We start from the raw sequence: 24,831 nt of genomic DNA on the forward strand, positions 1-24,831 counted from the left end.
ACGCCTACACGTCAATACTGAGGGAGAGTGTCTGAAAAGCTCAACACTTCGAAGTGGATCTGGGTGCTGGTGGCATCGGCGGGCGGTGCGCCCAGGCTGATGACCCCGCTGCCGTGCAGCGTGCAAGTACCTCGGCGCAATGTCAGCACCTGGTCGTCATGGTCGAACTTGACGTGGGTGCCGTTGTAGCTGAGGTCGGTCAGGTAGAAATGTCCGCTATGTGACTCGATGCGGGCATGCGAACGCGACACGCGCGAATCGCTGACGCAGAACGAGGCCTGCGGGCTGCGCCCCAGCACCAGCGGCATGCTGGCCGGAGAGAAGACGCGCTCGGTGCCCAGCCAGGTCAGCCGCACGCCATCGGGCATGTCGCTCGGGGCTGGCTCGTCCATGATCATGGTGGACATGGTGTCGCCGAAACGGCGCGCGTCCATGCGCAGCACGGCCACCGGCTCCTTGCGGCCACGCAGGTGCAGTTTGTCGATGCTGCGAAAGCGTTCGTGCTGGTCCGTGGGCAATTCGCGCAGCAGTTGGGCCGTGGTCAGCGTTTCGTTGTCGCCAGCCAGATCCAGCAGGCGCGCAGCCACGTTGACTGCATCACCAAAACAATCGCCATCCACCTCGACCATTTCGCCCCAGGCGATGGCCACTTTCAGCTTGATGGCCGCAGCCTTGACCGGCATGCCTTCGCCAACGGGGGCGATGCGCTCCAGGGAGTCGTGCAGGCTCACGGCGGACTCGACAGCGCGCTCGGCGTCATCAAACACCGCCATGAGGCCGTCGCCCAGCGTCTTGATGACGCGGCCGCCCGCCCGGGCGATGATCTGCCCGAGCATGGCCAGGCTGTGCGTGACGACGGTGGCCGCCTGCGTGTTGCCCAGCTTGAGGTAAAGCGCCGTGCTGCCGCGGAGGTCCGCAAACAGGATGGCGCGTTCTTTGGTCGTGCCCATATCTCAGTATGTTCGCGCGCTTTGCAAAATGCCAGCGTGACGAAATGCACGGTTTTTGGGCGCGATTTTTCAGGTGGGAGCTGCGCTCTGAGCTGACACCAAGAAAAAACCCGGCGCATGGCCGGGTTTCGCACACGAGGCTGGCCGCTTGGGCCCAACGCATCAAAGATTGTCCAGATACGTGCGCAGCTTGTCCGAACGGCTCGGGTGCTTGAGCTTGCGGATGGCCTTGGCCTCGATCTGGCGGATGCGCTCGCGGGTGACGTCGAACTGCTTGCCGACTTCTTCCAGCGTGTGGTCCGTCGACATCTCGATACCGAAGCGCATGCGCAGCACCTTGGCTTCCCGGGGCGTGAGCGAATCGAGGATGTCCTTGACCACATCGCGCAGACCGGCCTGCATGGCAGCCTCGATCGGGGCGGTGTTGTTGGTGTCCTCGATGAAGTCGCCCAGGTGGCTATCGTCATCGTCACCGATCGGCGTTTCCATGGAGATCGGCTCTTTGGCGATCTTCATGATCTTGCGGACCTTGTCTTCCGGCATTTCCATCTTGGCGGCCAGCGTGGGGGCATCGGGCTCGAAGCCGAATTCCTGCAGGTGCTGACGCGAGATGCGGTTCATCTTGTTGATCGTTTCGATCATGTGAACCGGGATGCGGATGGTGCGGGCCTGGTCGGCGATCGAACGCGTGATGGCCTGGCGGATCCACCACGTGGCGTAGGTCGAGAACTTGTAGCCGCGGCGGTATTCGAACTTGTCCACCGCCTTCATCAGGCCGATGTTGCCTTCCTGGATCAGATCCAGGAACTGCAGACCGCGGTTGGTGTACTTCTTCGCGATCGAGATCACCAGACGCAGGTTGGCCTCGATCATTTCCTTCTTGGCGTCGCGCGAGGCCTTTTCGCCCTCGTTCATGCGCTTGTTGATCGACTTCAGGTCTTCAATGGGCACGACGGCCTTGGCCTGCAGGTCGATCAGCTTTTGCTGCAGTTCCTGGATCGCAGGCAGGCTGCGGCCCATGACGGCGCTGTAGTTCTTGCCGGCATTCGATTCCTTGACGGCCCAGTCCAGGTTCAGGATGTTGGGCGGGAAGGACTTGATGAACTGCTCTTGGGCCATGCCGCACTTGTCGACCACGATCTTGCGCAGTTCGCGCTCGTAGCGACGCACGTCGTCCACCTGCGAGCGCAGCACATCGCACAGGCGCTCGATGGTCTTGACGGTGAAGCGGATGGTCATCAGCTCCTGGCTGATGGCTTCCTGGGCCTTGTTGTACGGGTTGGACTTGTAGCCATCCTTCTCGAAGGACTTGGCCATCTTGTCGAAGTTGGCGCGCAGGGCGTCGAACTTCGTCATGGCCTGGTTTTTCATCTCTTCGAGCTTCTTGGTCAGCGCCTTGGAGCCGCCGTTGCCATCGTCGTCCTCGTCTTCGTCGAACTCGTCGAAGTCTTCTTCGGCCACGTAGTCATCGGCCTCGTCAGCGGCCACAAAGCCGTCCACGACATCGGAGATGGGCAGCTCACCAGCACGGATCTTGTCGGACAGCGACAGGATTTCGGCGATGGTGGTGGGCGAGGCCGAGATGGCCAGCATCATGGCCTGCAGGCCGCCTTCGATGCGCTTGGCGATTTCGATTTCGCCTTCGCGCGTCAGCAGCTCGACCGTGCCCATTTCGCGCATGTACATGCGCACGGGGTCGGTCGTGCGGCCGAATTCCGAGTCCACGGTGGACAGGGCGGCTTCAGCGGCTTCTTCGGCTTCTTCTTCCGTGGCGGTGGACTGCGCGCTGTTGGAGATCAGCAGCGTGGCCGCATCAGGCGCCTGTTCGTAGACCGCCACACCCATGTCGTTCAACATGGAAATGATGGCCTCGAGGATTTCGTTTTCGACCAGCTTTTCGGGCAGGTGGTCGTTGATTTCCTGGTGGGTCAGGAAGCCGCGGGTCTTGCCCAGCTTGATCAGGGTCTTCAAGTCCTGACGGCGCTTGTTGACTTCGTCTTCCGTCAGCGTGGTGTCGTCGATGCCGAACTCACGCATCAGGGCGCGCTCCTTGGCGCGCGACACCTTCATGCGCAGGGGCTTGGCCTTGGGCTTGTCTTCGCCAGCCTCGGCCTCACCAGCCTCGGCTTCACCCAGCTCCAGATCGGCTTCGACATCCGCCTCGATGTCACCCACATCGTCTTCGTCGAAGCTGCCCTTCTTGGTGGCCTCTTTCTTGGCAGCAGGTGCCGCTTCAGCGGCGGCCTTGGGCTTGCGACCGCGCTTCTTGGGCTCGGCAGGTGCAGCGACTTCAGCCGTATCAGCGCCCTTGGCCTTGGCGGCACGGGTCTTGACCTTCTTGTCGGTCTCGTCGGCTTGCGTCGCCGCTGTATCAGCTTTTTTCGCGGTTTTTTTCGCGGTCATGCGCTTCCTCGAAAGAGAATTCTGGGTGCTTATCGAACCTTCCATTATCGCGCAATGGAAGGGGGTCGTCAAAAATCTTGTCCAAATGGGCTGTTTAAATCCTCAGCCCCGCACAAAACCTCATCCGGAGATGGGTCGGTTCTGGCTGATTTCAAGTTTCATGGCCAGGGTCAGCCTGACCAGCTCCATCTTTCGAGCCTCGGCCGCCTCGGAGAGTTCACCGGACTGCGTGAGCAGGTCGAGCTCCTCGCGCAGGGCCACCAGCTCGATGGGGCGGATCAGGTTCATCAGCTGGGCGACCGTGTCCTTGTTGTCGGGCACATCCACAAACTGGGTGATGCGCTGGGCCAAGGGCTTGAAGTGGCCGGCTTCCTCCGGGTGCTCGGGGTCCGGCGCGTCGCCGCGCATGAGCGGGAGCAGGGTCTCGGCAGGCAGCAGGCCCTGCGCCAGCAGCATGCGGTCCAGCCAGCGGAAGAACTCGCCGTATGGGGCAGGCTGATCGCACAGCAGGTCGTGCGTGGCGCTGGGCAATTGCTCCCAGAACTCGCTGTGGCACACGAGCACCCAGACGATGCGATCCAGCGGCGTGGCAGCCTGGGGCAGGGGGCGTTGCTCGACCGGGCTGCCCCGGCTTTGCCAGCGTGAACCACCGCCGCCTTTCCAGGGCTTCCAGGGTTTGCCGTCGCGGCGCTGGCCGCCTTGTTTGTAGCCGCCTTGGCCTTGCCAACCGCCCTGGTTGGGCGAGGCCGAGTGCGCCTGTTCGCCGTATGACGTGTCACCGGCACCGCCATGCCCCCAATCGTCGCTACCACCGCCATCAGGCTCGAAAGCCGGAATGTCACCGAAATCGCCATCCCAGCCTGAACCCGCGTCAGCAGAGCGGGAGGCTGAGCCGCCCGAGGCGCCGCCCCCAGGCGCTCGTCGATCGCGCCCCGCGCTTTGCTGCCGGGCCTTTTGCTGATGCTCGGCCAGCCTGCGGCGCACTTCATCAGGCGAGGTGCGGGCCATCTGGGCCAGGTCGTCGGCCACCAGACCTTGCAGGGCGCCTTCAGGGAACTGCGCAATCAAGGGGATGGCCTGGACAAGCAGGCGCGCACGGCCTTCGGCACTTTCCATGTCGCAATCGGCCGCAGCGTGCTCCAGCACCTGGCGTGACAGCGGCACGGCCTGTTTGACGCACTGTTCGAAGGCCTCTGCACCGAACTCGCGGATGTAGCTGTCCGGATCGTGCTCCTTGGGCAGAAACAGGAAGCTGATGCGGCGCGTGTCCGTGGCGTAGGGCAGGGCAGCCTCCAGCGCGCGGCCAGCGGCGCGGCGCCCGGCTGCGTCACCGTCGAAGCTGAACACCACCTGGTCCGTGAAGCGAAACAGCTTCTGGGCGTGATCGGCCGTACACGCGGTGCCAAGGGTCGCCACCGCGTTGCCAAAGCCCCATTGGGCCAGCGCCACCACGTCCATGTACCCTTCGGTGACGATGGCGTAGCCCTTGTTGCGCAAGGCGGCACGCCCTTCATACAGCCCGTAAAGCTCGCGGCCCTTGATGAACACGGGCGTTTCAGGCGAGTTCAGGTACTTGGGCTCGCCCTTATCGAGCACGCGCCCACCAAAACCGATGACCTCGCCCTGCGGGTTGCGGATCGGGAACATGATCCTGTCTCGGAAGCGGTCGTAGCGCTTGCCTTCGGTCTCGCCCGGTTCGGGGTCATGCGCGATGACCAGGCCGGACTCCACCAGCAGCGGGTCGTCGTACTTGGGGAAGGCGCTGGCCAGCCCACGCCAGCTGTCAGGCGCATAACCCAGCGCAAAGCGGGCCGCAACTTCACCCGTGAGCCCACGGCCCTTGAGGTAGTTGACGGCGCGCGGCGTCTTCTTGAGTTGCTGCTTCCAGTGCTGTGCGGCCTTGGCCATCACATCGGTCAGCGAGACCTGCTTTTCCTTGATCTGCTTCTGGCGCTCGCGCTCTTCAGGCCGGATGTTGTCATCGGGCACCTGCATGCCCTGCATCTGGGCCAGGTCCTTGACGGCGTCAACAAAACCCATGCCGCCGTACTCCATCAGGAAGCCGACAGCATTGCCGTGCACGCCACACCCGAAGCAGTGGTAGGTCTGGCGCGAGGGCGAGACGATGAAGCTGGGGGATTTCTCGCCGTGGAAGGGGCACAGGCCCTTGAAGTTGATCCCGGCTTTCTTCAGGGTGACATAGCGCCCGACCAGGTCGGCGATGTCAGTGCGGGCCAGCAGGTCCTGAATGAATGACGGAGGGATCACGGCAGCAACACGAACAGATGGGGCGCTTCAAGTGCAACGGCCCCGACGCGGCTTGGCGACGGGGCCGTTGTCGTCAGCCTGGGGCCGACAGATGGCTTACTTGGACAGGGCTTCCAGCGCGCGGCCGGTGATGTCGTCCACCGAGCCCACGCCGCTGATCTTGCGGTACTGGGGCGCCACGGTGTCGCCAGTGGCGGCCCATTGGCCATAGTAATCCACCAGCGGACGGGTCTGCTGGTGATACACGTCCAGGCGCTTGCGCACGGTTTCTTCCTTGTCGTCTTCGCGCTGGATCAGGTCCTCACCAGTCACGTCGTCCTTGCCGGCCACCTTGGGCGGATTGAACACGACGTGGTAAGTGCGGCCCGAGGCCACGTGCACACGGCGGCCGCTCATGCGCTCGATGATCGACGAGTCGGGCACGTCGATTTCCAGGACGAAATCGATCTTCACGCCAGCCTGCTTCATGGCCTCAGCCTGAGGAATGGTGCGGGGGAAGCCGTCGAACAGGAAGCCGTTGGCGCAATCTGCCTGGGTGATGCGGTCCTTGACCAGGCCGATGATGATGTCATCGCTGACCAGGCCGCCTGCGTCCATGATCTTCTTGGCAGCCAGGCCCAGTTCAGTGCCGGCCTTGACGGCAGCGCGCAGCATGTCGCCGGTCGAGATCTGGGGGATGCCAAACTTCTGGCACAGGAACGCCGCTTGCGTGCCCTTACCGGCGCCGGGTGCGCCCAACAGGATGAGTCTCATGTATCTCCTCGGTATCCAGTCTCACTGACGGCCATGGGCCGATCAGTCCTTCAAGGGCGGGAGGATAGCATGGGTACCCCCTCCTTGGGCGGGGGGATTCACCGCATGCAGGCACCTGCCGCCAGCAATTCGCATACCTGCACGCCAGCGGGCGTCAGGCAAACAGGGCACGAACCCTTTCCAGGTCTTCGGGGGTGTCCACGCCCGCGCCAGGCGCCTGCTGCGTCACGTGCACGGCGATACGCTCACCGTGCCACAACACCCGCAACTGCTCCAGCGACTCGGCCGCTTCCAGCGGGCTGGGCGGCAGCTGGGGGAAGCGCCGCAGAAAACCTGCACGGTAGCCGTAGATGCCAATGTGCCGCAAGGGCCTGGCATCCCCGCTGGCGGGCTGGCCAGCTTGCGGTGCGTCACGCCACCACGGAATCGGTGCACGCGAAAAATACAGCGCCCGACCTTGGGCATCCAGCACCACTTTGACCACATTGGGGTTGCCAAAGTGAGCGTCATCCTCGATCGGATGCGCCGCCGTGCTGACCACGCAGTCAGGGCGCTGATCCAGTTGCGCGGCGCAGGCGTTGATCAGGGCAGGGTCGATCAAGGGCTCATCACCCTGCACATTGACCACGGCGTCCAGCCCATCGAGGCCCAGGATGGTGCACGCCTCGGCCAGGCGATCGCTGCCGGTAGGGTGATCAGCCCGGGTCATGACACAGCGCACGCCGTGCTGCTCACATGCCTGCTGGATGCGCGGGTCATCCGTGGCCACAACCACCTGGCTGGCCGCACTCTGGGCCGCACGCTGGGCCACGCGCACCACCATGGGCAGGCCAGCGATGTCGGCCAGGGGCTTGTCCGGCAGGCGGGTGGATGCCAGCCGCGCAGGGATCAGAACGGTGAACCCCATGCTCAAGACCCCATGGGGGCGGAGGGCACGGGCGCGACAGGCATGTCGTTGTCGTCCAGAGGTACCGCCTCGTTTTCCAGCATCACAGGGATACCGTCGCGAATGGGAAAGCCCAGGCGATCAGCGTGGCAGATCAGGTGCTGGCCCTGGAGCCGGCGCTGCAGCGGCCCTTTGCAGACAGGGCAGACCAGCAGTTCAATGAGTCGAGTATCCATAGCGGTTCTTCAGCCAGGTTGGTGGCGATTCGGGAGCTTTTCCAGCGCCGAGTCAAGCTCGCGCCAGAAAGAGGCCTGAGGGTGGAAGTCTAGTGCCGCAACCCACACGCGACAGCCCGGGCGCTCGCGGGCCAGTCGATCAGGGTCAAGTTTGACGGCATCTTTTTCGGTCACGATGACCTCCCGGGCGTGTTCAGGCCAGGGGATGTCGGCCATTTCGGCATGATCAGGCAAAGCCACCGGCGTGATCCGCAAGCCCTGGCTGCGCAGCGCATCAAAAAAGCGTTGCGGATGCGCGATGCCGGCCACCGCCCAGACACCATCTGCGCTGTTGGCAAGAGAGGCCGTCGCACTGTTGGCCAAGCCACCGACCCACCAGTCGTCCAGCAAGCGCAGCGGCGCCATGGCACTGAGGGCAAGGTGGCCGGGCAGGGTGGTGCTGGCTTGCGGTGCGTTGTAGAGCACCAGGGGCGGCGCACACAGCCCAGGTGTTGGCGGCGTGTGGATGGGTTCGCGCAAAGGGCCCGCGGGCAACAGCCAGCCATTGCCTGCGCCCCGACCATCGAACACGATGACCTCGACATCGCGCTGCAGGCGCAGGTGCTGCAAGCCATCGTCACAGACCAGGATGTTGATGTCGGGATGAGCCTGCAGCAGCGCCAGGCCACCCGATGCGCGGTCACGGTTGACCATGATCGGCACGCCCGTGCGTCGCCAGATCAGAAGTGGTTCGTCCCCGCACTGCCGGGCGGTCAATCGTGAAGCCGAATTCACATCGATCAGCAGCCCCTGCTGGCCTTGCGGCAACTGGGCCTTGTAGCCGCGCGTCAGGACACCGGGGCGCCAGCCGCACGCCTTGAGGTGCGCCAGCAAGGCGATCGTGGTGGGCGTCTTGCCTGCCCCGCCGACGATCCGGTTGCCCACCACCACCACGGGCACCGGCATCTTGCGGGATGCCAGCCAGCCCATGCGGTAGCCCTGGCGCCTGCACGCCACCACCGCCCCCATCAGCCAGGCGAGAGGCAGCAATGCCATGGCCAGAGGCCCCTTGCGGAGCCAGGCCTGGTTGAGTCGGGCTTCGATGAGGCTCATGCGGCTTGTGTATCCAGGCGTGGCCAGGCCATCAGGCCAAGGGCCAGCGCTTGGGCGTCAAGGTTGGGGGCCTGCAGCAGCACCAGGCTCGGTCTGGCCTTGGGTGGCAAAGGTGAGCTGGCTGAGCCCGGCGCGGCGGGCCGCATCCATCACATTGATCACGCTCTGGTGCGTGGCCGACGCATCGGCCGTGACCACCACCACCGTGTCCTTGACACCGCCTGTGGCGGCGGCCAGGCCAGCAGCCAGCACATCCACGCTGCGGCCTTCAATCAGGCGCTGGTTGATGGTGTAGCGCCCATCAGCCGTGACCACCACCACCAGCTCGTGCGGGCGAGGCTTGGACGCTTGCGCATTGGCCGTGGGCAGGTTGATCTTGAGTTCCGTGAGCTTGGAATAAGTGGTCGTCAGCATCAGGAAAATCAGGACCACCAGCAGCACGTCGATGAAGGGGATGAGGTTGATCTCAGGCTCTTCTTCGCGCAGGTGGTGCTTGCGAAAGTTCATCGACATGGGTGTGCCCCTTGTCGCTCAGCGGCGGCTGGAAGTCAGGCGCAGCAGGTGCGGCACCATGCGCTCGGCGGCCTGCTCCATGGCCACGGTGTAGGCGTCGATGCGGGCCCGGAAATGGCGGTAGAACATCAACGAGGGAATGGCCACGATCAGGCCAAATGCGGTGTTGTACAGCGCCACAGAAATACCGTGCGCCAGTTCCATGGGGTTGGCGCCGGCCGAACCGGTGGCGGCGCCCGAGGCGCCAAAGATCTCGATCATGCCGATCACCGTGCCGAGCAGGCCCATGAGCGGCGCTGCGCTGGCAATGGTGCCCAAGGCATTGAGGTTGCGCTCCATCTGGTGGACCGCATCACGCCCGGCGGACTCGAAAGCCGCACGGAGGTTGGCATCGCTGATGCGGGGCTCGGCCAGCGCGGCGCGCAGCCCCTGTGCGAGCAACAGCCCGAGGACGGAGTTTTCGGCCAGCTTGTTGACCGTGTCGGCCGAAGGCAGGCCGGAGCGTGTGACCGAGATCACCTCGTCAACCAGGCGGCTGGGGGCGACACGCGCCTCACGCAGGCTGAGAAAGCGCTCGATGACCAGGGCCAGGGCCACAATGGAGCACAGCACGAGGGGAATGATGGGCCAACCGGCGGCTTGAAGGATCGACAGCAACAGAGGACTCCCGAGGGGCAGGGCACCATGAACGCCTGTGATGTGGCGCGCTCTGACAAGGTGCGAAACAAGCCCTTGATTATGGGGCTGAATTCGCGCGCTTCCGCATGGTGGCGCGTTGTCAGGCTGGCTCAGGACTTACCCCCAATCAGCCTGAAACGCTCGTTTCAGGCACGCCTGTTGCGGTGCGGCAAAATCATCCACCGAAGCTGTGGATAACTTTGTGGGTAAATGCCCCGGACCGCGCCCAAACCCGCGCAAATCCACGCCATTCGACAGAATGCCTCATTTTTAAGCAGCAAAAACATCATATAAATCATATGCTTAGGACATTATTAAGGCGCCGTGACAGGCATTCACGCCTGGTGGCACACGCTACGGCAAGGTGTGGACTTGTCCTCCAATGCCAGGGGTGTGGCGACACCTGTCAAGAACGGCCTGGCGCCCTTTTGCGCTGCGCCAGCACGGGGGCAACAGCATGAGCGGCTGGATGCCCGAGCGCGCCTCAGGGCAAGTGCGGGTGTGGGGCGTGGCCGCGCTGGTCCAGGCCGTGGGCGACACCTTGGCGGCCAGGTTTTCGTCATGCGTCGTCAAGGGCGAAATCAGTGGTTTCACCCGCGCAGCCAGCGGGCACGGCTACTTCACGCTCAAGGACGAGCATGGCAATGCCTCCCTGCGCTGCGCGATCTTCCGGCGCGCCTTGTCACAGGTGGATTTCACGCCGGCCGAAGGGATGCTCGTGGAGGCGCGGGGCAACCTGGCCGTCTACGAGGCCCGCGGCGAATTGCAGCTGGTGGTGGAGGGCTTGCAACGCGCCGGCGCAGGCGCCCTGTACGAGCAGTTCCTGCGCCTGAAAGCGCGACTGGAGGCCGAAGGGCTGTTTGACGCAAGCCGCAAGCGCGCCATCCCGCGCTTCCCGTCCCGCGTGGCGGTGGTCACGTCGACTGCCGCCGCTGCCTTGCGTGATGTGCTGACCGCCATGCGCCGGCGCAGCCCGCACGTTGAAGTCGTGCTCTCGCCTTGTGCCGTGCAAGGTTCGGAGGCCCCCGCCCAGATCGTGCAGGCCCTCGCCAACGTGGTCCTGGCGCACCGCGCCGGCACGCAGATCGATGCGGTCATCGTTTGCCGAGGCGGCGGCTCGCTGGAGGACTTGTGGTCTTTCAACGACGAACGCGTGGTGCGCGCCATCGCTGCCTGCCCGATCCCGGTGATTTGCGGCGTGGGCCACGAAACGGACTTCACCCTGGCCGAATTCGCCGCAGACCTGCGTGCCCCCACCCCGACGGCTGCCGCAGAACTGGTCGCACAGGACCAGGACACGTCCTGGGTGCAACTGGATGCCCTGGCCCGACACATGGCCCACCGCGTTCATCAACGCCTTGACGGCCTGGCGCAGCGACTGGACCAAGCCGCCGTGCGCATGGCGCGCCCCGCCCAGTTGCTGAGCAGGCAAGGGCAGACCTTGAGCCTGCTGGAGCACCGCATGCTGTCGGCGTGTCAGGCTCGCACCCGGCGCGCCCGCCAGCAACTGCCGCATGTGCAGGATCGCATGATGCGCGCGGTGTCTGTTCAGCAAAGCAGGCAAGCACAAGCCCTGCAAGCCTGGGACGCCCGTTTGTCTGCACTCAACCCCCACAGGGTGCTGGAGCGTGGCTTCGCCTGGTTGACAGACGAGGCCGGCCACCCCGTCACCCGCGCCAGCCAGGCACATGCTGGCGGCAAGGTCACGGGCGTCCTGGCTGACGGGCTGTTGCGCATGAACATCACCGAGATCACGCTGGATACGGCGCCAACGCCCGATCTCGGCCCTTTATCCGACGCCAGCGATCGCTAAAACCCCCAGGCTCGCAAGCGCAAGCCTGGCATGCCTACAATCGCGCGTCGATTTTCTTCACATCCATCAGGAACAAGCACCATGGCACACACGCTTCCTCCTCTGCCTTACGCGCAAGACGCACTGGCTCCCCACCTGTCGAAGGAAACCTTCGAATACCACTACGGCAAGCACCATCAGGCTTACGTCACCAACCTGAACAACCTGATCCCGGGCACCGAGTTCGAAAGCCTGTCGCTGGAAGACATCGTGAAGAAGTCCAGCGGTGGCATCTATAACAACGCCGCCCAGATCTGGAACCACACCTTCTTCTGGAGCTGCATGAAGCCCCAAGGCGGCGGCGCCCCCACTGGCAAGCTGGCTGACGCCATCAACGCCAAGTTCGGCAGCTACGACGCCTTCAAGGAAGCCTTCACCAAGTCGGCCGTGGGCAACTTCGGTTCGGGCTGGACCTTCCTGGTCAAGAAGGCCGATGGTTCGGTCGACATCGTCAACATGGGCCCGGCCGGCACCCCGCTGACCACCGGCGACACCGCGCTGCTGACCATCGACGTGTGGGAACACGCCTACTACATCGACTACCGCAATGCCCGTCCCAAGTTCGTTGAGACCTTCCTCAACAGCCTAGTGAACTGGGACTTCGCTGCCAAGAACTTTGGCTGATCCTTCGGCTGACACATTCAGCCTTTGCCTTTTCAGGCAACACCAAAAGCCGGGCCATGTGCCCGGTTTTTTGTTGGATCGCCGTTTTGCTGCGCCGCATCCAATATCCGAGGTCTTTTTGTGTTTTCCGCGATACACCGTGGTGGCGAGTCACTTCGGTGGTACATTTGATCTCGGTTTTTTACGGCCCTTCCCGTCGCCCTTGCTGGATTTTGTTTTCCAAGCAGTCAGCAAGGCGGGTCGCAATCCGCCAACCGGTCAAGCCGTGTCGCGGAAGGTTTTTCAACCAGCCAATGTCCAGGCAAACCCTGGAGCGAGGTGAGCGAAATGATGCAGCAGTTCAGGTCGAACTCGTACCTGTTCGGGGGCAACGCCCCATATGTCGAAGAGTTGTACGAGGCTTACCTCGACAATCCCGGGTCCGTGCCAGATAACTGGCGTTCCTACTTCGACGCCCTCCAGAACGTCCCAGCCTCTGATGGCACCGATCACCGCGATGTGGCCCATGCGCCCGTGGTTGAATCGTTTGCCCAGCGTGCCAAGGCCAATGCCTTCATGGTCAAGACCAGCTCCGCTGATCTGGCTGTCGCACGCAAGCAGGTTCACGTTCAATCGTTGATTGCTGCCTATCGCTTCCTCGGTTCCCGCTGGGCGGATCTTGATCCCCTCAAGCGCCAGGAACGCCTCAAGATCCCCGAACTCGAACCGTCCTTCTACGACTTCACCGAGTCGGACATGGACATCACGTTCAGCGCCACCAACACGTATTTCACCAAGGCCGAGCACATGACCTTGCGCGAAATCGTGCAGGCCCTGCGTGAAACCTACTGCGGCAGCATCGGCGCCGAGTACATGCACATCACCGACCCCGGTGAAAAGCGCTGGTGGCAGGAAAAGCTGGAGTCCATTCGCTCCAAGCCCACCTTCACCGCCGAGAAGAAGAAGCACATCCTGGAGCGCCTGACGGCTGCCGAAGGCCTGGAGCGCTTCCTGCACACCAAGTACGTCGGCCAGAAGCGTTTCTCACTGGAAGGCGGCGAAAGCTTCATCGCCTCGATGGACGAATTGATCCAGCGCGCCGGTGAAAAGGGCGTGCAGGAAATCGTCATCGGCATGGCCCACCGCGGCCGCTTGAACGTGCTGGTCAACACGCTGGGCAAACAACCTGGCGAGCTGTTCTCCGAGTTCGAACACACCGCGCCCGAGAACCTGCCGTCCGGCGACGTGAAGTACCACCAGGGCTTCTCCAGCGACGTGACCACGCCTGGCGGCCCCGTCCACCTGTCCTTGTCCTTCAACCCGTCGCACCTGGAAATCGTCAACCCGGTGATCGAAGGTTCGGTCAAGGCCCGTATGGACCGCCGCGGCGACGTCAAGGGCTCGCAAGTGCTGCCCGTGCAGGTGCACGGCGACGCGGCCTTTGCCGGCCAGGGTGTGGTGATGGAAACGCTGGCACTGGCGCAGACCCGTGGTTACTACACGGGCGGCACGGTGCACATCGTGATCAACAACCAGATCGGTTTCACCACCTCCGACCCGCGTGACAGCCGCTCGACGCTGTACTGCTCGGACGTGGTCAAGATGATCGAAGCGCCCGTGCTGCACGTGAATGGCGACGACCCTGAAGCGGTCGTGCTGGCCACGCAGCTGGCGCTGGACTATCGCCAGGAATTCAGCAAGGACGTGGTGGTGGACATCGTCTGCTTCCGCAAACTGGGCCACAACGAGCAGGACACGCCTGCCATGACCCAGCCGCTGATGTACAAGAAGATCGGCCAGCACCCCGGCACCCGCAAGGTGTACGGCGACAAGCTGGTGGGTGGCGGCACCTTGCCCGCCACCGGCCCGGACGACATGGTCAAGGAATACCGTGGCGCCATGGAAGCCGGCAAGCACACGGTTGACCCGGTGCTGACCAACTTCAAGAGCAAGTATGCCGTCGACTGGACGCCTTACCTGGGCAAGAAGTGGACGGACAGCGCCGACACGGCCTTGCCTTTGGCCGAGTTTCGCCGCCTGGCCGAGCGCATCACGACCGTCCCCAAGGACTTCAAGCCTCACCCGCTGGTGCAGAAGGTCATCGATGACCGTGCTGCCATGGGCCGTGGCGAGGTCAATGTGGACTGGGGCATGGGCGAGCACATGGCCTTCGCTTCGCTGGTGGCTTCCGGTTACCCGGTGCGCCTGTCTGGCGAAGACTGCGGCCGCGGCACCTTCACCCACCGCCACGCCGTGCTGCACGACCAGAACCGCGAAAAGTGGGACATCGGCACCTATGTGCCGCTGCAACACGTGGCCGAGAATCAGGCCCCGTTCGTTGTCATCGACTCCATCCTGTCTGAAGAAGCGGTGCTGGGCTTCGAGTATGGCTACGCCGGCTCCGACCCCAACAGCCTGGTCATCTGGGAAGCCCAGTTTGGCGACTTCGCCAACGGCGCCCAGGTGGTGATCGACCAGTTCATCGCATCCGGTGAAGTGAAGTGGGGCCGCGCCAACGGCCTGACGATGATGCTGCCGCACGGTTATGAAGGTCAGGGCCCCGAGCACAGCTCGGCCCGCCTGGAGCGCTTCATGCAGCTGGCTGCCGACAACAACATGCAGATCGTGCAGCCGACCTCGGCCTCGCAGATCTTCCATGTGCTGCGTCGCCAGATGGTGCGCATGTTCCGCAAGCCGCTGGTCATCATGACGCCCAAGTCGCTGCTGCGTAACAAGGACGCGACCTCGCCCCTGACCGAGTTCACACGCGGCGAATTCCGCACCGTGATCGGCGAGGTGGACGAGACCATCGACAACAGCAAGGTCAAGCGCATGATCTGCTGCTCTGGCAAGGTCTATTACGACCTGGTCAAGAAGCGTGCAGAGAAGAAGGCCACCGACACGGTCATCGTCCGCGTCGAGCAGCTGTATCCCTTCCCGCACAAAGCCTTCGCCGCCGAGGTCAAGAAGTATCCCAACCTCACGGATCTGGTGTGGTGCCAGGACGAGCCGCAGAACCAGGGGGCCTGGTTCTTCGTTCAGCACTACATCCACGAGAACATGGCAGACGGCCAGAAGCTGGGATATGCAGGTCGCCCTGCATCGGCTTCGCCCGCAGTGGGTTACGCCCACCTGCACCAGGAACAGCAAAAAGCTTTGCTGGACCAGGCCTTCGCCAAGCTCAAGGGCTTCGTTCTCACCAAGTAAAGGTTCAGGCGCCGTTGCGTGGCGCTCGATCCTGGCTGCCTGCAAACGCATCGAGCGAACAGGCCAGCCGGTGAGCGCGAACGCAGGGCCCACAGGAGATACACATCATGGCAATCATTGAAGTCAAGGTTCCCCAGTTGTCCGAGTCGGTGGCCGAAGCCACCCTGCTGCAGTGGAAGAAGAAGCCCGGCGAAGCGGTCGCCGCCGACGAAATCCTGATCGAGATCGAGACGGACAAGGTCGTGCTTGAAGTGCCGGCCCCCGCTGCAGGCGTGCTGTCGGCCCTGGTGGTGGGTGATGGCGGCACCGTGGTGTCCGACCAGGTCATCGCACAGATCGACACTGAAGCCTCTGCGGGCGCTGTGGCAGCACCCGCAGCTGCGCCTGCCGCTGCGGCACCTGCACCCGTGGCAGCTGCGCCTGCCGCCGCCACCGGTGGCAGCAAGGCCGATGTGGCCATGCCTGCAGCGGCCAAGCTGCTGGCTGACAACGGCTTGAGCACCGGCCAGGTGGCTGGCTCCGGCAAGGATGGCCGCGTGACCAAGGGCGACGTGCTGCAAGCCGTGGCCAGTGGCGCCACCAGGCCCGCCGCTGCTGCGCCTGCCGCACCGGCGATCCCTACCGGTGTACCAACCAACGCCTTGCCCGCCGTCCAGGCCCCCAACGTGCCTAACTCGCTGGGCGAGCGCCCCGAGCAGCGCGTGCCGATGAGCCGCCTGCGTGCCCGCGTGGCCGAGCGCCTGCTGCAATCGCAAGCCACCAACGCCATCCTGACCACGTTCAACGAAGTGAACATGGCCCCAGTGATGGAGATCCGCAAGAAGTTCCAGGAGAAGTTCGAGAAGGAACACGGCGTCAAGCTGGGCTTCATGAGCTTCTTCGTCAAGGCCGCCGTGCACGCCTTGAAGAAGTACCCAGTGATCAACGCGTCGGTGGACGGCAATGACATCGTCTACCACGGCTACTTTGACATCGGCGTGGCGGTGGGTTCGCCCCGCGGCCTGGTGGTGCCGGTGCTGCGCAACGCCGACCAGATGACCTTCGCCGAGATCGAAAAGAAGATTGCCGAATTCGGTGCCAAGGCCCGTGACGGCAAGCTGGGCCTGGACGACCTCACCGGCGGCACCTTCTCGATCTCCAACGGTGGCACTTTCGGCTCGATGTTGTCGACCCCCATCATCAACCCGCCGCAATCGGCCATCCTGGGCGTGCACGCCACCAAGGACCGCCCGGTTGTGGAGAACGGCCAGATCGTGATCCGCCCGATCAACTACCTGGCCATGTCGTACGACCACCGCATCATCGACGGCCGCGAAGCCGTGCTGGGCCTGGTCGCCATGAAGGAAGCGCTGGAAGAACCCGCGCGCCTGCTGTTCGACATCTGAACGACCTTTGATTTTGCGGCCGGGCGGGCCTCAAAAGGGCCCGCTCCGGACTTGCAAGCCCCCTGACAGGATCCACACACATGTCTCTGGCTGATGAACTCGAACGCATCGCGGCGCTGCATGAACGCGGCGTGCTCAGCGATGAGGAGTTCCAGCAGATCAAGACCCGGCTTATCCAAAAATTGCCCCAGTCGGGCGACGGCTTACCGGCCGACGTTCCCGGCAGCCTGGAGGTCAGCCAACTGCGCCGTTCACGAGACGACCGTTGGCTGGGTGGCGTTTGCGGTGGCATCGCGCGCTTGACGAACATGGAGTCGTGGATCTGGCGGCTGATCTTCGCTGCCATGTTCCTGCTCTGGGGTACAGGTCTCTTGCTTTACATCCTGCTGTGGATCTTCGTTCCTGACGAGTGAAACCCACGACTGATCACACGGCGCAACAAGCGGATCACATCATGTCCAATCAATTCGACGTCATCGTCATCGGCGGGGGCCCTGGTGGCTACATCGCGGCCATCCGTGCTGCGCAACTGGGCTTCAAGGTCGCGTGTGTCGACGAATGGAAGAACAGCAAGGGCGGCCCCGCACCTGGTGGCACCTGCACCAACGTGGGCTGCATCCCGTCGAAGGCCTTGCTGCAATCGTCCGAGCACTATGAACAGGCGGCGCACCACTTCGTGGACCACGGCATCACCGTGGAAGGCCTGAAGATGGATGTGGCCAAGATGATCGGCCGCAAGGACACGGTCGTCAAACAGAACAACGACGGCATCCTCTACCTGTTCAAGAAGAACAAGGTATCGTTCTTCCACGGACGTGGCTCGTTCGTGAAGGCTGCTGACGGTGGTTATGAAATCGCGGTGGCGGGTGACAAGCCCGATACGCTGACCGGCAAGCACGTCATCGTGGCCACGGGCTCGAATGCCCGCCAGCTGCCAGGTGCCGAGTTCGATGAAAAGCTGATCCTGTCCAACGACGGCGCGCTGGCCATCGGCGAAGTGCCCAAGAAGCTGGGTGTGATCGGCTCCGGCGTGATCGGCCTGGAGATGGGCTCGGTGTGGCGCCGCCTGGGTGCGGAAGTCACCGTGCTGGAAGCGCTGCCGACCTTCCTGGCTGCCGTGGACGAGCAAGTCGCCAAGGAAGCGCAGAAGATCTTTGTCAAGCAAGGCATCAAGCTGGAGCTGGGCGTGAAGATCAGCGAAGTGAAGGCCGGCAAGAAAGGCGTGAGCGTGAGCTACGCCAACGCCAAGGGCGAAGAACAGAAGCTGGACGTGGACAAGCTGATCGTGTCCATCGGCCGCGTGCCCAATACCAATGGCCTGAACACCGAGGCCGTAGGCCTCAAGCTCGACGAGCGTGGCGCCATCATCGTGGACGACGACTGCAAGACCAACCTGCCCAATGTCTGGGCGGTGGGTGACGTGGTGCGCGGCCCCATGCTGGCGCACAAAGCTGAAGAAGAAGGTGTGGCAGTGGCCGAGCGCATTGCCGGTCAACATGGCCACGTCGATTTCAACCTCATTCCCTGGGTGATCTACACCAGCCCGGAGATCGCCTGGGTCGGCAAAACCGAACAGGCGCTGAAAGCGGAGGGCCGGCCCTACAAGGCCGGTTCCTTCCCCTTCATTGCCAATGGTCGCGCCCGTGCCTTGGGTGACACGACCGGTTTCGTCAAGTTTCTGGCCGACGCCGCGACCGACGAAATCCTGGGTGTGCACATCATCGGGCCGTTTGCCAGCGAGTTGATCTCGGAAGCGGTTGTGGCCATGGCTTTCAAGGCCAGCGCCGAAGACATCGCGCGCATCTGCCACGCTCACCCCAGTTTGAGTGAGGCGACCAAGGAAGCAGCGCTCGCAGTGGACAAGCGCACCTTAAACTTCTGAGTTCAGCGCAAGCTACTCGCATCAGGGGCGGCTGGGCTGCCCCTTTTTCTTGGTCTTTCCACATTGTCAAATGCCAGCGTCCGCGATCTCCGTTACCAAGCTGTATGAGCAGAGCCTGGCCGAGCGAGGCTACAAAGCCGACCCGGCACAGCTCAAGGGCATCGCGGCACTGCAACGCTGCCAGGACGAGTGGGCTGGCTACAAGCGCCAGCGCTCCAATGCGCTGACCAAGATGCTGCGTTACCCGGACCTGCCCAAGGGCGTCTACATGTACGGCGGGGTGGGGCGGGGCAAGAGCTTCATCATGGACTGCTTCTACAACGCGGTCCCGCTGCAGCGCAAGACACGCCTGCACTTTCACGAGTTCATGCGAGAGGTGCACCGGCAGTTGCACGAGCTCAAGGGCGTGCAGGACCCGCTGGAGGTGCTGGCCAAGCGCATGTCGCGCAAGCACCGCCTGATCTGCTTTGACGAGTTCCACGTGGCCGATGTGACTGACGCCATGATCCTCTACCGTTTGCTGGACGCCATGTTCCGCAACCGGATGAGCATCATCACCACGTCGAACTTCCACCCGGACGGCCTGTATCCCAATGGCCTGCACCGCGACCGCATCCTGCCGGCCATCGAGCTGCTCAAGAGCCAGTTGGAGGTGATCAATGTGGACAGCGGCAACGACTACCGCCGCCGCACCCTGGAGCTGGCCAATCTCTACCTGACGCCGCTGAACGACGAGACGGCCAAGGAGATGAGCGAGATCTTCGGCAAGCTGGCGGAAACCGCTGACGAAGACCCGGAGCTGCACATCGAGCACCGCGTGCTCAAGGCCAAACGCCGTGCGGGCGGTGTCGTGTGGTTCGACTTCCAGACCCTGTGCGGTGGCCCGCGCTCGCAGAATGACTACCTGGAGCTGGCCTCACGTTTTCACGCGGTGATGCTGTCTGACGTGCCGCACATGCCGGTGCGCATGGCCTCGGAGGCCCGGCGCTTCACCTGGCTGATCGACGTGCTGTATGACCGCAAGTGCAAGCTGGTGATCTCGGCCGAGGTGCCGCCCGAGCAGCTCTACACCGAGGGGCCGATGTCGCACGAGTTCCCGCGCACGGTGTCCCGCCTCACCGAGATGCAGTCCAAGGAATACCTGAGCGAAGAGCGGCGCGTGGTGGACACCTCGCTGACCTGAGCGACCAGCAGTCTGGCGTCAGGCTCAGGCGAAGTGGCGCTTCAGGCGCAGAAAGTGCACTTCGTACAGGTGGTAGGTGAGCCAGGCGGCGGCATAGCTGATCAAGGTAACCGCCAGCACATGCAGGCAGGCGTTGAGGATGTGCCCCTCGGTCTGCACCCCCATTCTGGCCAGCACATCGGCGCTGAACAGATCATGCAAGGGTTTGTGGATCACGTACATCCCGTAGCTGTACTTGCCCACGCTTTGCAGAACAGGGTTACGGAGCGCGCGGTGCCATGCAGGCGTCCGCACGCCTCCGGTGGCCGCCAGCGCATCGTGGTTTGCCGCCAGATAGAGCCAGGCCGCGAACCCGATGGCCAGCACCGTATAGCCCTCAGTCATGCTCCTGAATGTTGCGCGAGGGAAAGCATGCGTCCACAGGAAGGAGCTTGTCAGCAAGAGCAGCAAGGCCCAAGCCAGTTGACGACGATGCGCCGCAATCCAGTTCCGCCATGTCTCCACACGCCAGCAAGTCGCAGCCAGCCCCCCCAGTGCCAGTGCGTCCATCCGGCAGATGGTCCACTCGTACACAATCCGATGGTTGGCGTCAGCGTTGTACAAGGCCATGCGGCACAGCAGCGAAATGATGCTGACCAGGGCGCACATGACGGCCACGCGCTGGGGTGTGCGCAAGGAGAAGACCAGCAAGGGCCACAGCAGGTAGAACTGCTCCTCGACGGCCAGCGACCAGAAATGCGGCAAGCTCCCGGGGCCGATGCCCATCGCATCCGTCCAGTTGGAGAGGTAGACCCATAGCCAGATCTGATAAGGCGCCTGGGCCTTGTACATCTCGGGTTGCGCGCCCAGCAGCGGCAGCAGCACGAAGATCAGCACCAGCGCGCCGTAGTACAGCGGAAAGATCCGCAAGGCGCGCCGGGCGATGAAGTTGCGCAGGCCATGGGGCTGCCCGACCGAGTCCAGCAAGATGCCGGTGATCAGGAAGCCGCTGAGCACAAAGAACAGCTGAACACCGATCCAGCCGATGTTGAGGGCAAGCTGGGCCAGGGCGACTGCCCCGTGCATCTCGGGCACGTCCAGCAGTTGGACGTTGTGTGCAATGACCATCAGGATGGCCAGGCCACGGATGCCATCCAGTGATGGCAGGTGGGAGGGGCGCGTCAACGGCAGCTCCAGCAATCGATCAGTTAGGGGCTTCGACGCGTACCAGGGCCAGGGAAAGGTTGTCGCCGCCAGCGCGGGCGCGGTGGCGCGCCTTGCCGATCAGCATCTCGGCGGCCTCGCGTGGGGGCAGCGTGTGCACGATGGCGCCCAGCTCCTTGGGCGTGAAGTAGTGCCACAGGCCATCAGAACACACCAGCAGGCTGTCGCCGATCTCCAGTTGATGGATGCGGTGCGTGGCAACGGGCGGGTCCTGCTGCGTGCCCAGGCAACCCGTCAGCAGGTTGGCCTGCGGGTGCACATTGGCCTCGTCTTCCGTGATCTGGCCTTCGTCGACCAGGCGCTGCACGAAGGAGTGGTCCAGGGTGCGGTGCGCCAGTTCCGGCCCCCGGAAGTGGTAGACGCGGGTGTCGCCGGCATGCACGATGTCGGCAGATAGATCCGGGTTGACGATGAAGGCGCCGATGGTGGAGTGCGGCTCCTCCTCGAAGGCGAGCGCCGTCAGCTTGATCATGAGGTGGGCCTCATTGACCAGTTGCGCCAGCGTCTGGGCGGATTCGTCCTTGCTGGGCACGTAACGGTCAAATACCTGCCGGGCAGTCATGATGACCTGGTCGGCCGCCTTGCGACCGCCGCTCTTGCCCCCCATGCCATCGGCGACCACGGCAAGCAGGCACCCCTGCACCCGGGGGTGAGGGATGACTTCCACTTGGTCTTGCTGATACGGCCGGTCTCCCCGATGGATACCTGTGGCGGCCACCAGTCGAAAACTGGACGGTGCATTCATCATGGGAAAACTATAATCGCTAATCAGTAGGATCCGGGGGGTGGCGATGCCCCGGGGCATCCCTTGTTCAAGCGCCTAATCATGGAGCTTTGTGGCGTCCAAGATGCAAGAAAACCTGCACTCTCCCCATCGCCAGCTCATCGAGTTGAGGATGGAGCATGCTGATCTGGACAATTTGATTGACCGTGCAGCCGAGCAGACGCCGGTGGACGAGCTGTCGTTGCGCCGCCTCAAGAAGCGTCGTTTGCTGCTGCGCGACCTGATCGCGCGGCTGGAATTGATGCTTGACCCGAAAGAGCCGGCCTGAATTTCCGGCTTGGCCATCCCAGCCCGGGAGCGCTCAGGCGGCCAGCGCTTCAAGCAGTTCGGTTTCCAGCGTCAGCTGCAGCTTGTCCTGGCGCAAGGCGTCGCCGGTGACCAGGAAGGTGTCTTCCACCCGCTCGCCCAAGGTGCTGACTTTTGCCAGTTGGACGTTGACGTGATGGCGGGCCAAGGTGCGTGCGATCACGTAAAGCAGGCCTGAACGGTCGCTGGCCGACACGCTCAGCAGCCAACGCTGGGCGCGCTCGTCCGGGCGCAGGCTCACGCGCGGCTTGACCGGGAAAGACTTCACACGGCGCGACAGGCGGCCCCGGCTGGGCTCATGCAGGGGCTTGTCAGACGCCACGGCCTCGGCCAACTGGTTTTCAACCAGGGCGATGAGATCACGGTAGTGCACCCCTTCGAAGGCCATGTTGTCGGCCGCCAGGATCTGGAAGGTGTCCAGCGCGTAGCCGGATTTGGAGGTGTGGATGCGCGCATCCTGGATGCTGAAGCCGGCCTTGTCGAAGTAACCGCATATGCGGGCGAACAGATCGGGCCGATCAGGCGAGTAGACCAGCACCTGCAGGCCTTCGCCCACGGATGAGAGGCGGGCGGCCACAACCGGTTTTTCTGTCTGGACATGGCGCCACAGCATGCGGGTGTGCCAGGCAATATCCGCCGAGTCGTGCCGCGCGAAGTAGCTCATGTCCAGCGTCTTCCACAATGGCTCTTCGATGCCGGTGGGCATGTAGTAAAGCGCCAGGGTGTGGCGGGTCTGCTGCTTGCGCGCTTCGATCTCGGCGTCCATGTGGGGCCGTGCACCGCCCAGCGCACGCAAGGTGAGCTTGTAGAGGTCTTCCAGCAGCTTGCCCTTCCAGGCGTTCCAGACCTTGGGGCTGGTGCCGCGGATGTCGGCCACGGTCAGCAAATACAGGCCGGTGAGGGCACGCTCGTTGCCCACGCGCTTGGCAAAGGCCTGGATCACATCCGGGTCGGACAAGTCCTCCTTCTGGGCCACGCGGGACATGGTCAGGTGCTCGGCCACCAGGAACTCGATGAGTTTGGCGTCATCACCGGTGATGTTGTGGTCGCGGCAGAAGCGCCGAACCTCGGTGCCGCCCAGCACGGAGTGGTCGCCACCACGGCCCTTGGCCACGTCGTGGAAAAGGGCGGCCACGTACAGCAGCCAGGGCTTGTCCCACTCAGCGGCCAGTTGCGTGCAGAAGGGGTACTCGTGCGCGTGCTCGGGAATGAAGTAGCGGCGCACATTGCGCACCACCATCAGGATGTGCTGGTCCACCGTGTAGACGTGGAACAGGTCATGCTGCATCTGCCCGACGATGCGGCGGAACACCCACAGGTAGCGGCCCAGCACCGAGGTCTGGTTGAGCAGGCGCATGACGCGGGTCTGCCCCTGGGGCTGGCGCAGGATCGCCATGAAGGCTTCGCGGTTGACCGGGTCCTTGCGGAAGGCACCGTCCATCACGTTGCGGGCGTTGTACAGCGCGCGCAGGGTGCGGGCGGACAGGCCTTTGAGCGTGTTGTCCTGCTGCAGGGTCAGGAAGGTGGCCAGGATGGCATGCGGGTCACGCTGATACAGGTCGTCGCTGGTCACTTCCAGGAAACCGCCGCGGTCCATGAAGCGCTCGTTGATCGGGCGCATGGGGGCGTCCTGAGAGCCATGCACGCGCTCTTCGATGTTGAGGATCAGGATCTGGTTGAGCTGTGTGACCGCCTTGGCTGCCCAGTAGTAACGGCGCATCAGCGCTTCGCTGGCACGCAGTTCCGGCGTGTTGGTGTAGCCGAAGGACTCGGCCACGGCGGTCTGCAGGTCGAACACCAGGCGGTCTTCGCGGCGGCCCGCGATCTGGTGCAGGCGGGTGCGGATCAGCTTGAGCGTGCCTTCGTTGCGCTGCAGCTGGCGGGCCTCGAACGCGGTCAGCAGGCCGTTCTTGGCCAGCTCGTGCCAGTTCTTGCCCAGGCGCGCGGCGCGGGCCAGCCACAGCACCACCTGCAGGTCGCGCAGGCCACCAGGGCTTTCCTTGCAGTTGGGCTCCAGCGAGTAGGGCGTGTCTTCGTACTTGGTGTGCCGCTGGCGCATCTCCAGCATCTTGGCGGTCACGAAGGCGGCCACGTCCAGGTGATCGAAGGTGGAGTGCTGCAGCTCGTCAAAGCGCGCCTTGGAGCCGCAGATGAAGCGAGCTTCCAGCAAGGCCGTCTGCACGGTGACGTCGCGCTGGGCCTCTTCGCCACATTCTTCAACGCTGCGCACGCTGGAGCCGATCTCCAGGCCGATGTCCCAGCAGGCGCTGATGAAGCTCTCGACGCTGGGCGCCAGGCTCTCGTCACCGCCGATGGAGGGCGACACCGGCAGCAGCATCAGCACGTCCACATCCGAGTGGGGAAACAGCTCGCCGCGCCCGTAGCCGCCCACGGCCACCAGGGCAGCCCCCTTGGGCAACGCATGCGCCTCCCAGATCTGGATCAGGGTGCGGTCCACCAGCTTGGCCAGCTGGGTGAGCAGCCGGCTGGCCGTGACGGTCGATGCCCGGCTTTGCTGGAACTGGGTGAGCAGCTCGGTCTTGGCGGTTTTGAACTGCGTGCGCAGCGCGGCGACGTCCAGGGGCATGTTGTGTGAGGCGGTACTGCAATGACAAAGGCCCTGTCCAGTTTGCGGCAGGGCCTTGCG

The 24,831-nt window shown here is 63.7% G+C and carries 20 protein-coding genes; 8 read left to right on the top strand and 12 right to left on the bottom strand.

Annotation, left to right across the window (positions count from 1 at the left end; genetic code table 11):
- Window positions 1-11: 11 nt before the first annotated feature.
- The 9 genes from JY96_RS00815 to JY96_RS00855 all read right to left on the bottom strand — a co-directional run bounded on the left by JY96_RS00815 (window position 12) and on the right by JY96_RS00855 (window position 9,758).
- Complete coding sequence (locus tag JY96_RS00815; RefSeq protein ID WP_035034129.1) at window positions 12-950, bottom strand: adenylate/guanylate cyclase domain-containing protein; 939 nt, start codon at window positions 948-950, stop codon at window positions 12-14.
- A gap of 162 nt (window positions 951-1,112) precedes the next feature.
- The gene (gene rpoD, locus JY96_RS00820; protein ID WP_035034132.1) at window positions 1,113-3,353 is read right to left on the bottom strand and encodes an RNA polymerase sigma factor RpoD; all 2,241 of its coding nucleotides are present in this window, start codon (window positions 3,351-3,353) and stop codon (window positions 1,113-1,115) included.
- 120 nt (window positions 3,354-3,473) lie between these two features.
- Window positions 3,474-5,621, bottom strand: a complete 2,148-nt coding sequence (gene dnaG / locus JY96_RS22730) for a DNA primase (protein ID WP_035034135.1) — start codon at window positions 5,619-5,621, stop codon at window positions 3,474-3,476.
- Window positions 5,622-5,717: 96 nt separating this feature from the next.
- Window positions 5,718-6,374 carry an adenylate kinase gene (gene adk, locus JY96_RS00830; protein WP_035034137.1) on the bottom strand — a complete coding sequence of 219 codons (657 nt, stop codon included), beginning with the start codon at window positions 6,372-6,374 and terminating at the stop codon, window positions 5,718-5,720.
- 154 nt (window positions 6,375-6,528) lie between these two features.
- A complete protein-coding gene (kdsB, locus tag JY96_RS00835) occupies window positions 6,529-7,281 on the bottom strand; it encodes a 3-deoxy-manno-octulosonate cytidylyltransferase (RefSeq protein ID WP_035034138.1) in 753 nt (250 codons plus the stop codon).
- A gap of 2 nt (window positions 7,282-7,283) precedes the next feature.
- The gene (locus JY96_RS00840; protein ID WP_035034140.1) at window positions 7,284-7,496 is read right to left on the bottom strand and encodes a Trm112 family protein; all 213 of its coding nucleotides are present in this window, start codon (window positions 7,494-7,496) and stop codon (window positions 7,284-7,286) included.
- A gap of 9 nt (window positions 7,497-7,505) precedes the next feature.
- A complete protein-coding gene (gene lpxK, locus JY96_RS00845; protein ID WP_035034142.1) occupies window positions 7,506-8,588 on the bottom strand; it encodes a tetraacyldisaccharide 4'-kinase in 1,083 nt (360 codons plus the stop codon).
- Window positions 8,589-8,645: 57 nt separating this feature from the next.
- Window positions 8,646-9,095 carry a biopolymer transporter ExbD gene (locus JY96_RS00850; protein WP_035040627.1) on the bottom strand — a complete coding sequence of 150 codons (450 nt, stop codon included), beginning with the start codon at window positions 9,093-9,095 and terminating at the stop codon, window positions 8,646-8,648.
- 24 nt (window positions 9,096-9,119) lie between these two features.
- Window positions 9,120-9,758 carry a MotA/TolQ/ExbB proton channel family protein gene (locus JY96_RS00855; protein WP_035034145.1) on the bottom strand — a complete coding sequence of 213 codons (639 nt, stop codon included), beginning with the start codon at window positions 9,756-9,758 and terminating at the stop codon, window positions 9,120-9,122.
- Between the two features lie 478 nt (window positions 9,759-10,236).
- On the opposite strand from JY96_RS00855, the gene xseA reads away from it, so the two are divergent.
- The 7 genes from xseA (at window position 10,237) to zapE (ending at window position 19,891) form a co-directional block, all read left to right on the top strand.
- On the top strand, window positions 10,237-11,592 hold the full coding sequence (gene xseA, locus JY96_RS00860) for an exodeoxyribonuclease VII large subunit (protein ID WP_235333815.1): 1,356 nt from the start codon (window positions 10,237-10,239) through the stop codon (window positions 11,590-11,592).
- An 81-nt stretch (window positions 11,593-11,673) separates the two neighbouring features.
- Entirely contained in the window at window positions 11,674-12,255 is a 582-nt protein-coding gene (locus JY96_RS00865) for a superoxide dismutase (protein ID WP_035034147.1), read from the top strand.
- A gap of 327 nt (window positions 12,256-12,582) precedes the next feature.
- Window positions 12,583-15,441, top strand: coding sequence for a 2-oxoglutarate dehydrogenase E1 component (locus JY96_RS00870; protein ID WP_035040631.1), 2,859 nt, complete (start codon window positions 12,583-12,585; stop codon window positions 15,439-15,441).
- Between the two features lie 107 nt (window positions 15,442-15,548).
- On the top strand, window positions 15,549-16,826 hold the full coding sequence (odhB, locus tag JY96_RS00875; RefSeq protein WP_035034149.1) for a 2-oxoglutarate dehydrogenase complex dihydrolipoyllysine-residue succinyltransferase: 1,278 nt from the start codon (window positions 15,549-15,551) through the stop codon (window positions 16,824-16,826).
- Window positions 16,827-16,906: 80 nt separating this feature from the next.
- Complete coding sequence (locus JY96_RS00880) at window positions 16,907-17,239, top strand: PspC domain-containing protein (RefSeq protein WP_035034150.1); 333 nt, start codon at window positions 16,907-16,909, stop codon at window positions 17,237-17,239.
- Window positions 17,240-17,280: 41 nt separating this feature from the next.
- A complete protein-coding gene (lpdA, locus tag JY96_RS00885) occupies window positions 17,281-18,708 on the top strand; it encodes a dihydrolipoyl dehydrogenase (RefSeq protein WP_035040632.1) in 1,428 nt (475 codons plus the stop codon).
- A 70-nt stretch (window positions 18,709-18,778) separates the two neighbouring features.
- On the top strand, window positions 18,779-19,891 hold the full coding sequence (zapE, locus tag JY96_RS00890; protein WP_035034152.1) for a cell division protein ZapE: 1,113 nt from the start codon (window positions 18,779-18,781) through the stop codon (window positions 19,889-19,891).
- 24 nt (window positions 19,892-19,915) lie between these two features.
- Here the strand turns inward: zapE and JY96_RS00895 are convergent, their stop codons facing one another.
- Together JY96_RS00895 and JY96_RS00900 are read right to left on the bottom strand one after the other, a co-directional pair.
- Window positions 19,916-21,055 carry an acyltransferase gene (locus tag JY96_RS00895; protein ID WP_152606324.1) on the bottom strand — a complete coding sequence of 380 codons (1,140 nt, stop codon included), beginning with the start codon at window positions 21,053-21,055 and terminating at the stop codon, window positions 19,916-19,918.
- 19 nt (window positions 21,056-21,074) lie between these two features.
- Window positions 21,075-21,842, bottom strand: coding sequence for a PP2C family serine/threonine-protein phosphatase (locus tag JY96_RS00900; RefSeq protein ID WP_369796111.1), 768 nt, complete (start codon window positions 21,840-21,842; stop codon window positions 21,075-21,077).
- A 100-nt stretch (window positions 21,843-21,942) separates the two neighbouring features.
- Between JY96_RS00900 and JY96_RS00905 the strand changes: the two genes are divergently transcribed.
- A complete protein-coding gene (locus tag JY96_RS00905; protein WP_035034155.1) occupies window positions 21,943-22,146 on the top strand; it encodes a DUF465 domain-containing protein in 204 nt (67 codons plus the stop codon).
- Window positions 22,147-22,179: 33 nt separating this feature from the next.
- Here JY96_RS00905 and JY96_RS00910 read toward each other — a convergent pair whose 3' ends face one another.
- On the bottom strand, window positions 22,180-24,771 hold the full coding sequence (locus JY96_RS00910) for a [protein-PII] uridylyltransferase (RefSeq protein WP_035034157.1): 2,592 nt from the start codon (window positions 24,769-24,771) through the stop codon (window positions 22,180-22,182).
- Between the last annotated feature and the right edge of the window lie 60 nt (window positions 24,772-24,831).

The sequence above is a fragment of the Aquabacterium sp. NJ1 genome (assembly GCF_000768065.1).
GTDB lineage: Bacteria > Pseudomonadota > Gammaproteobacteria > Burkholderiales > Burkholderiaceae_C > Aquabacterium.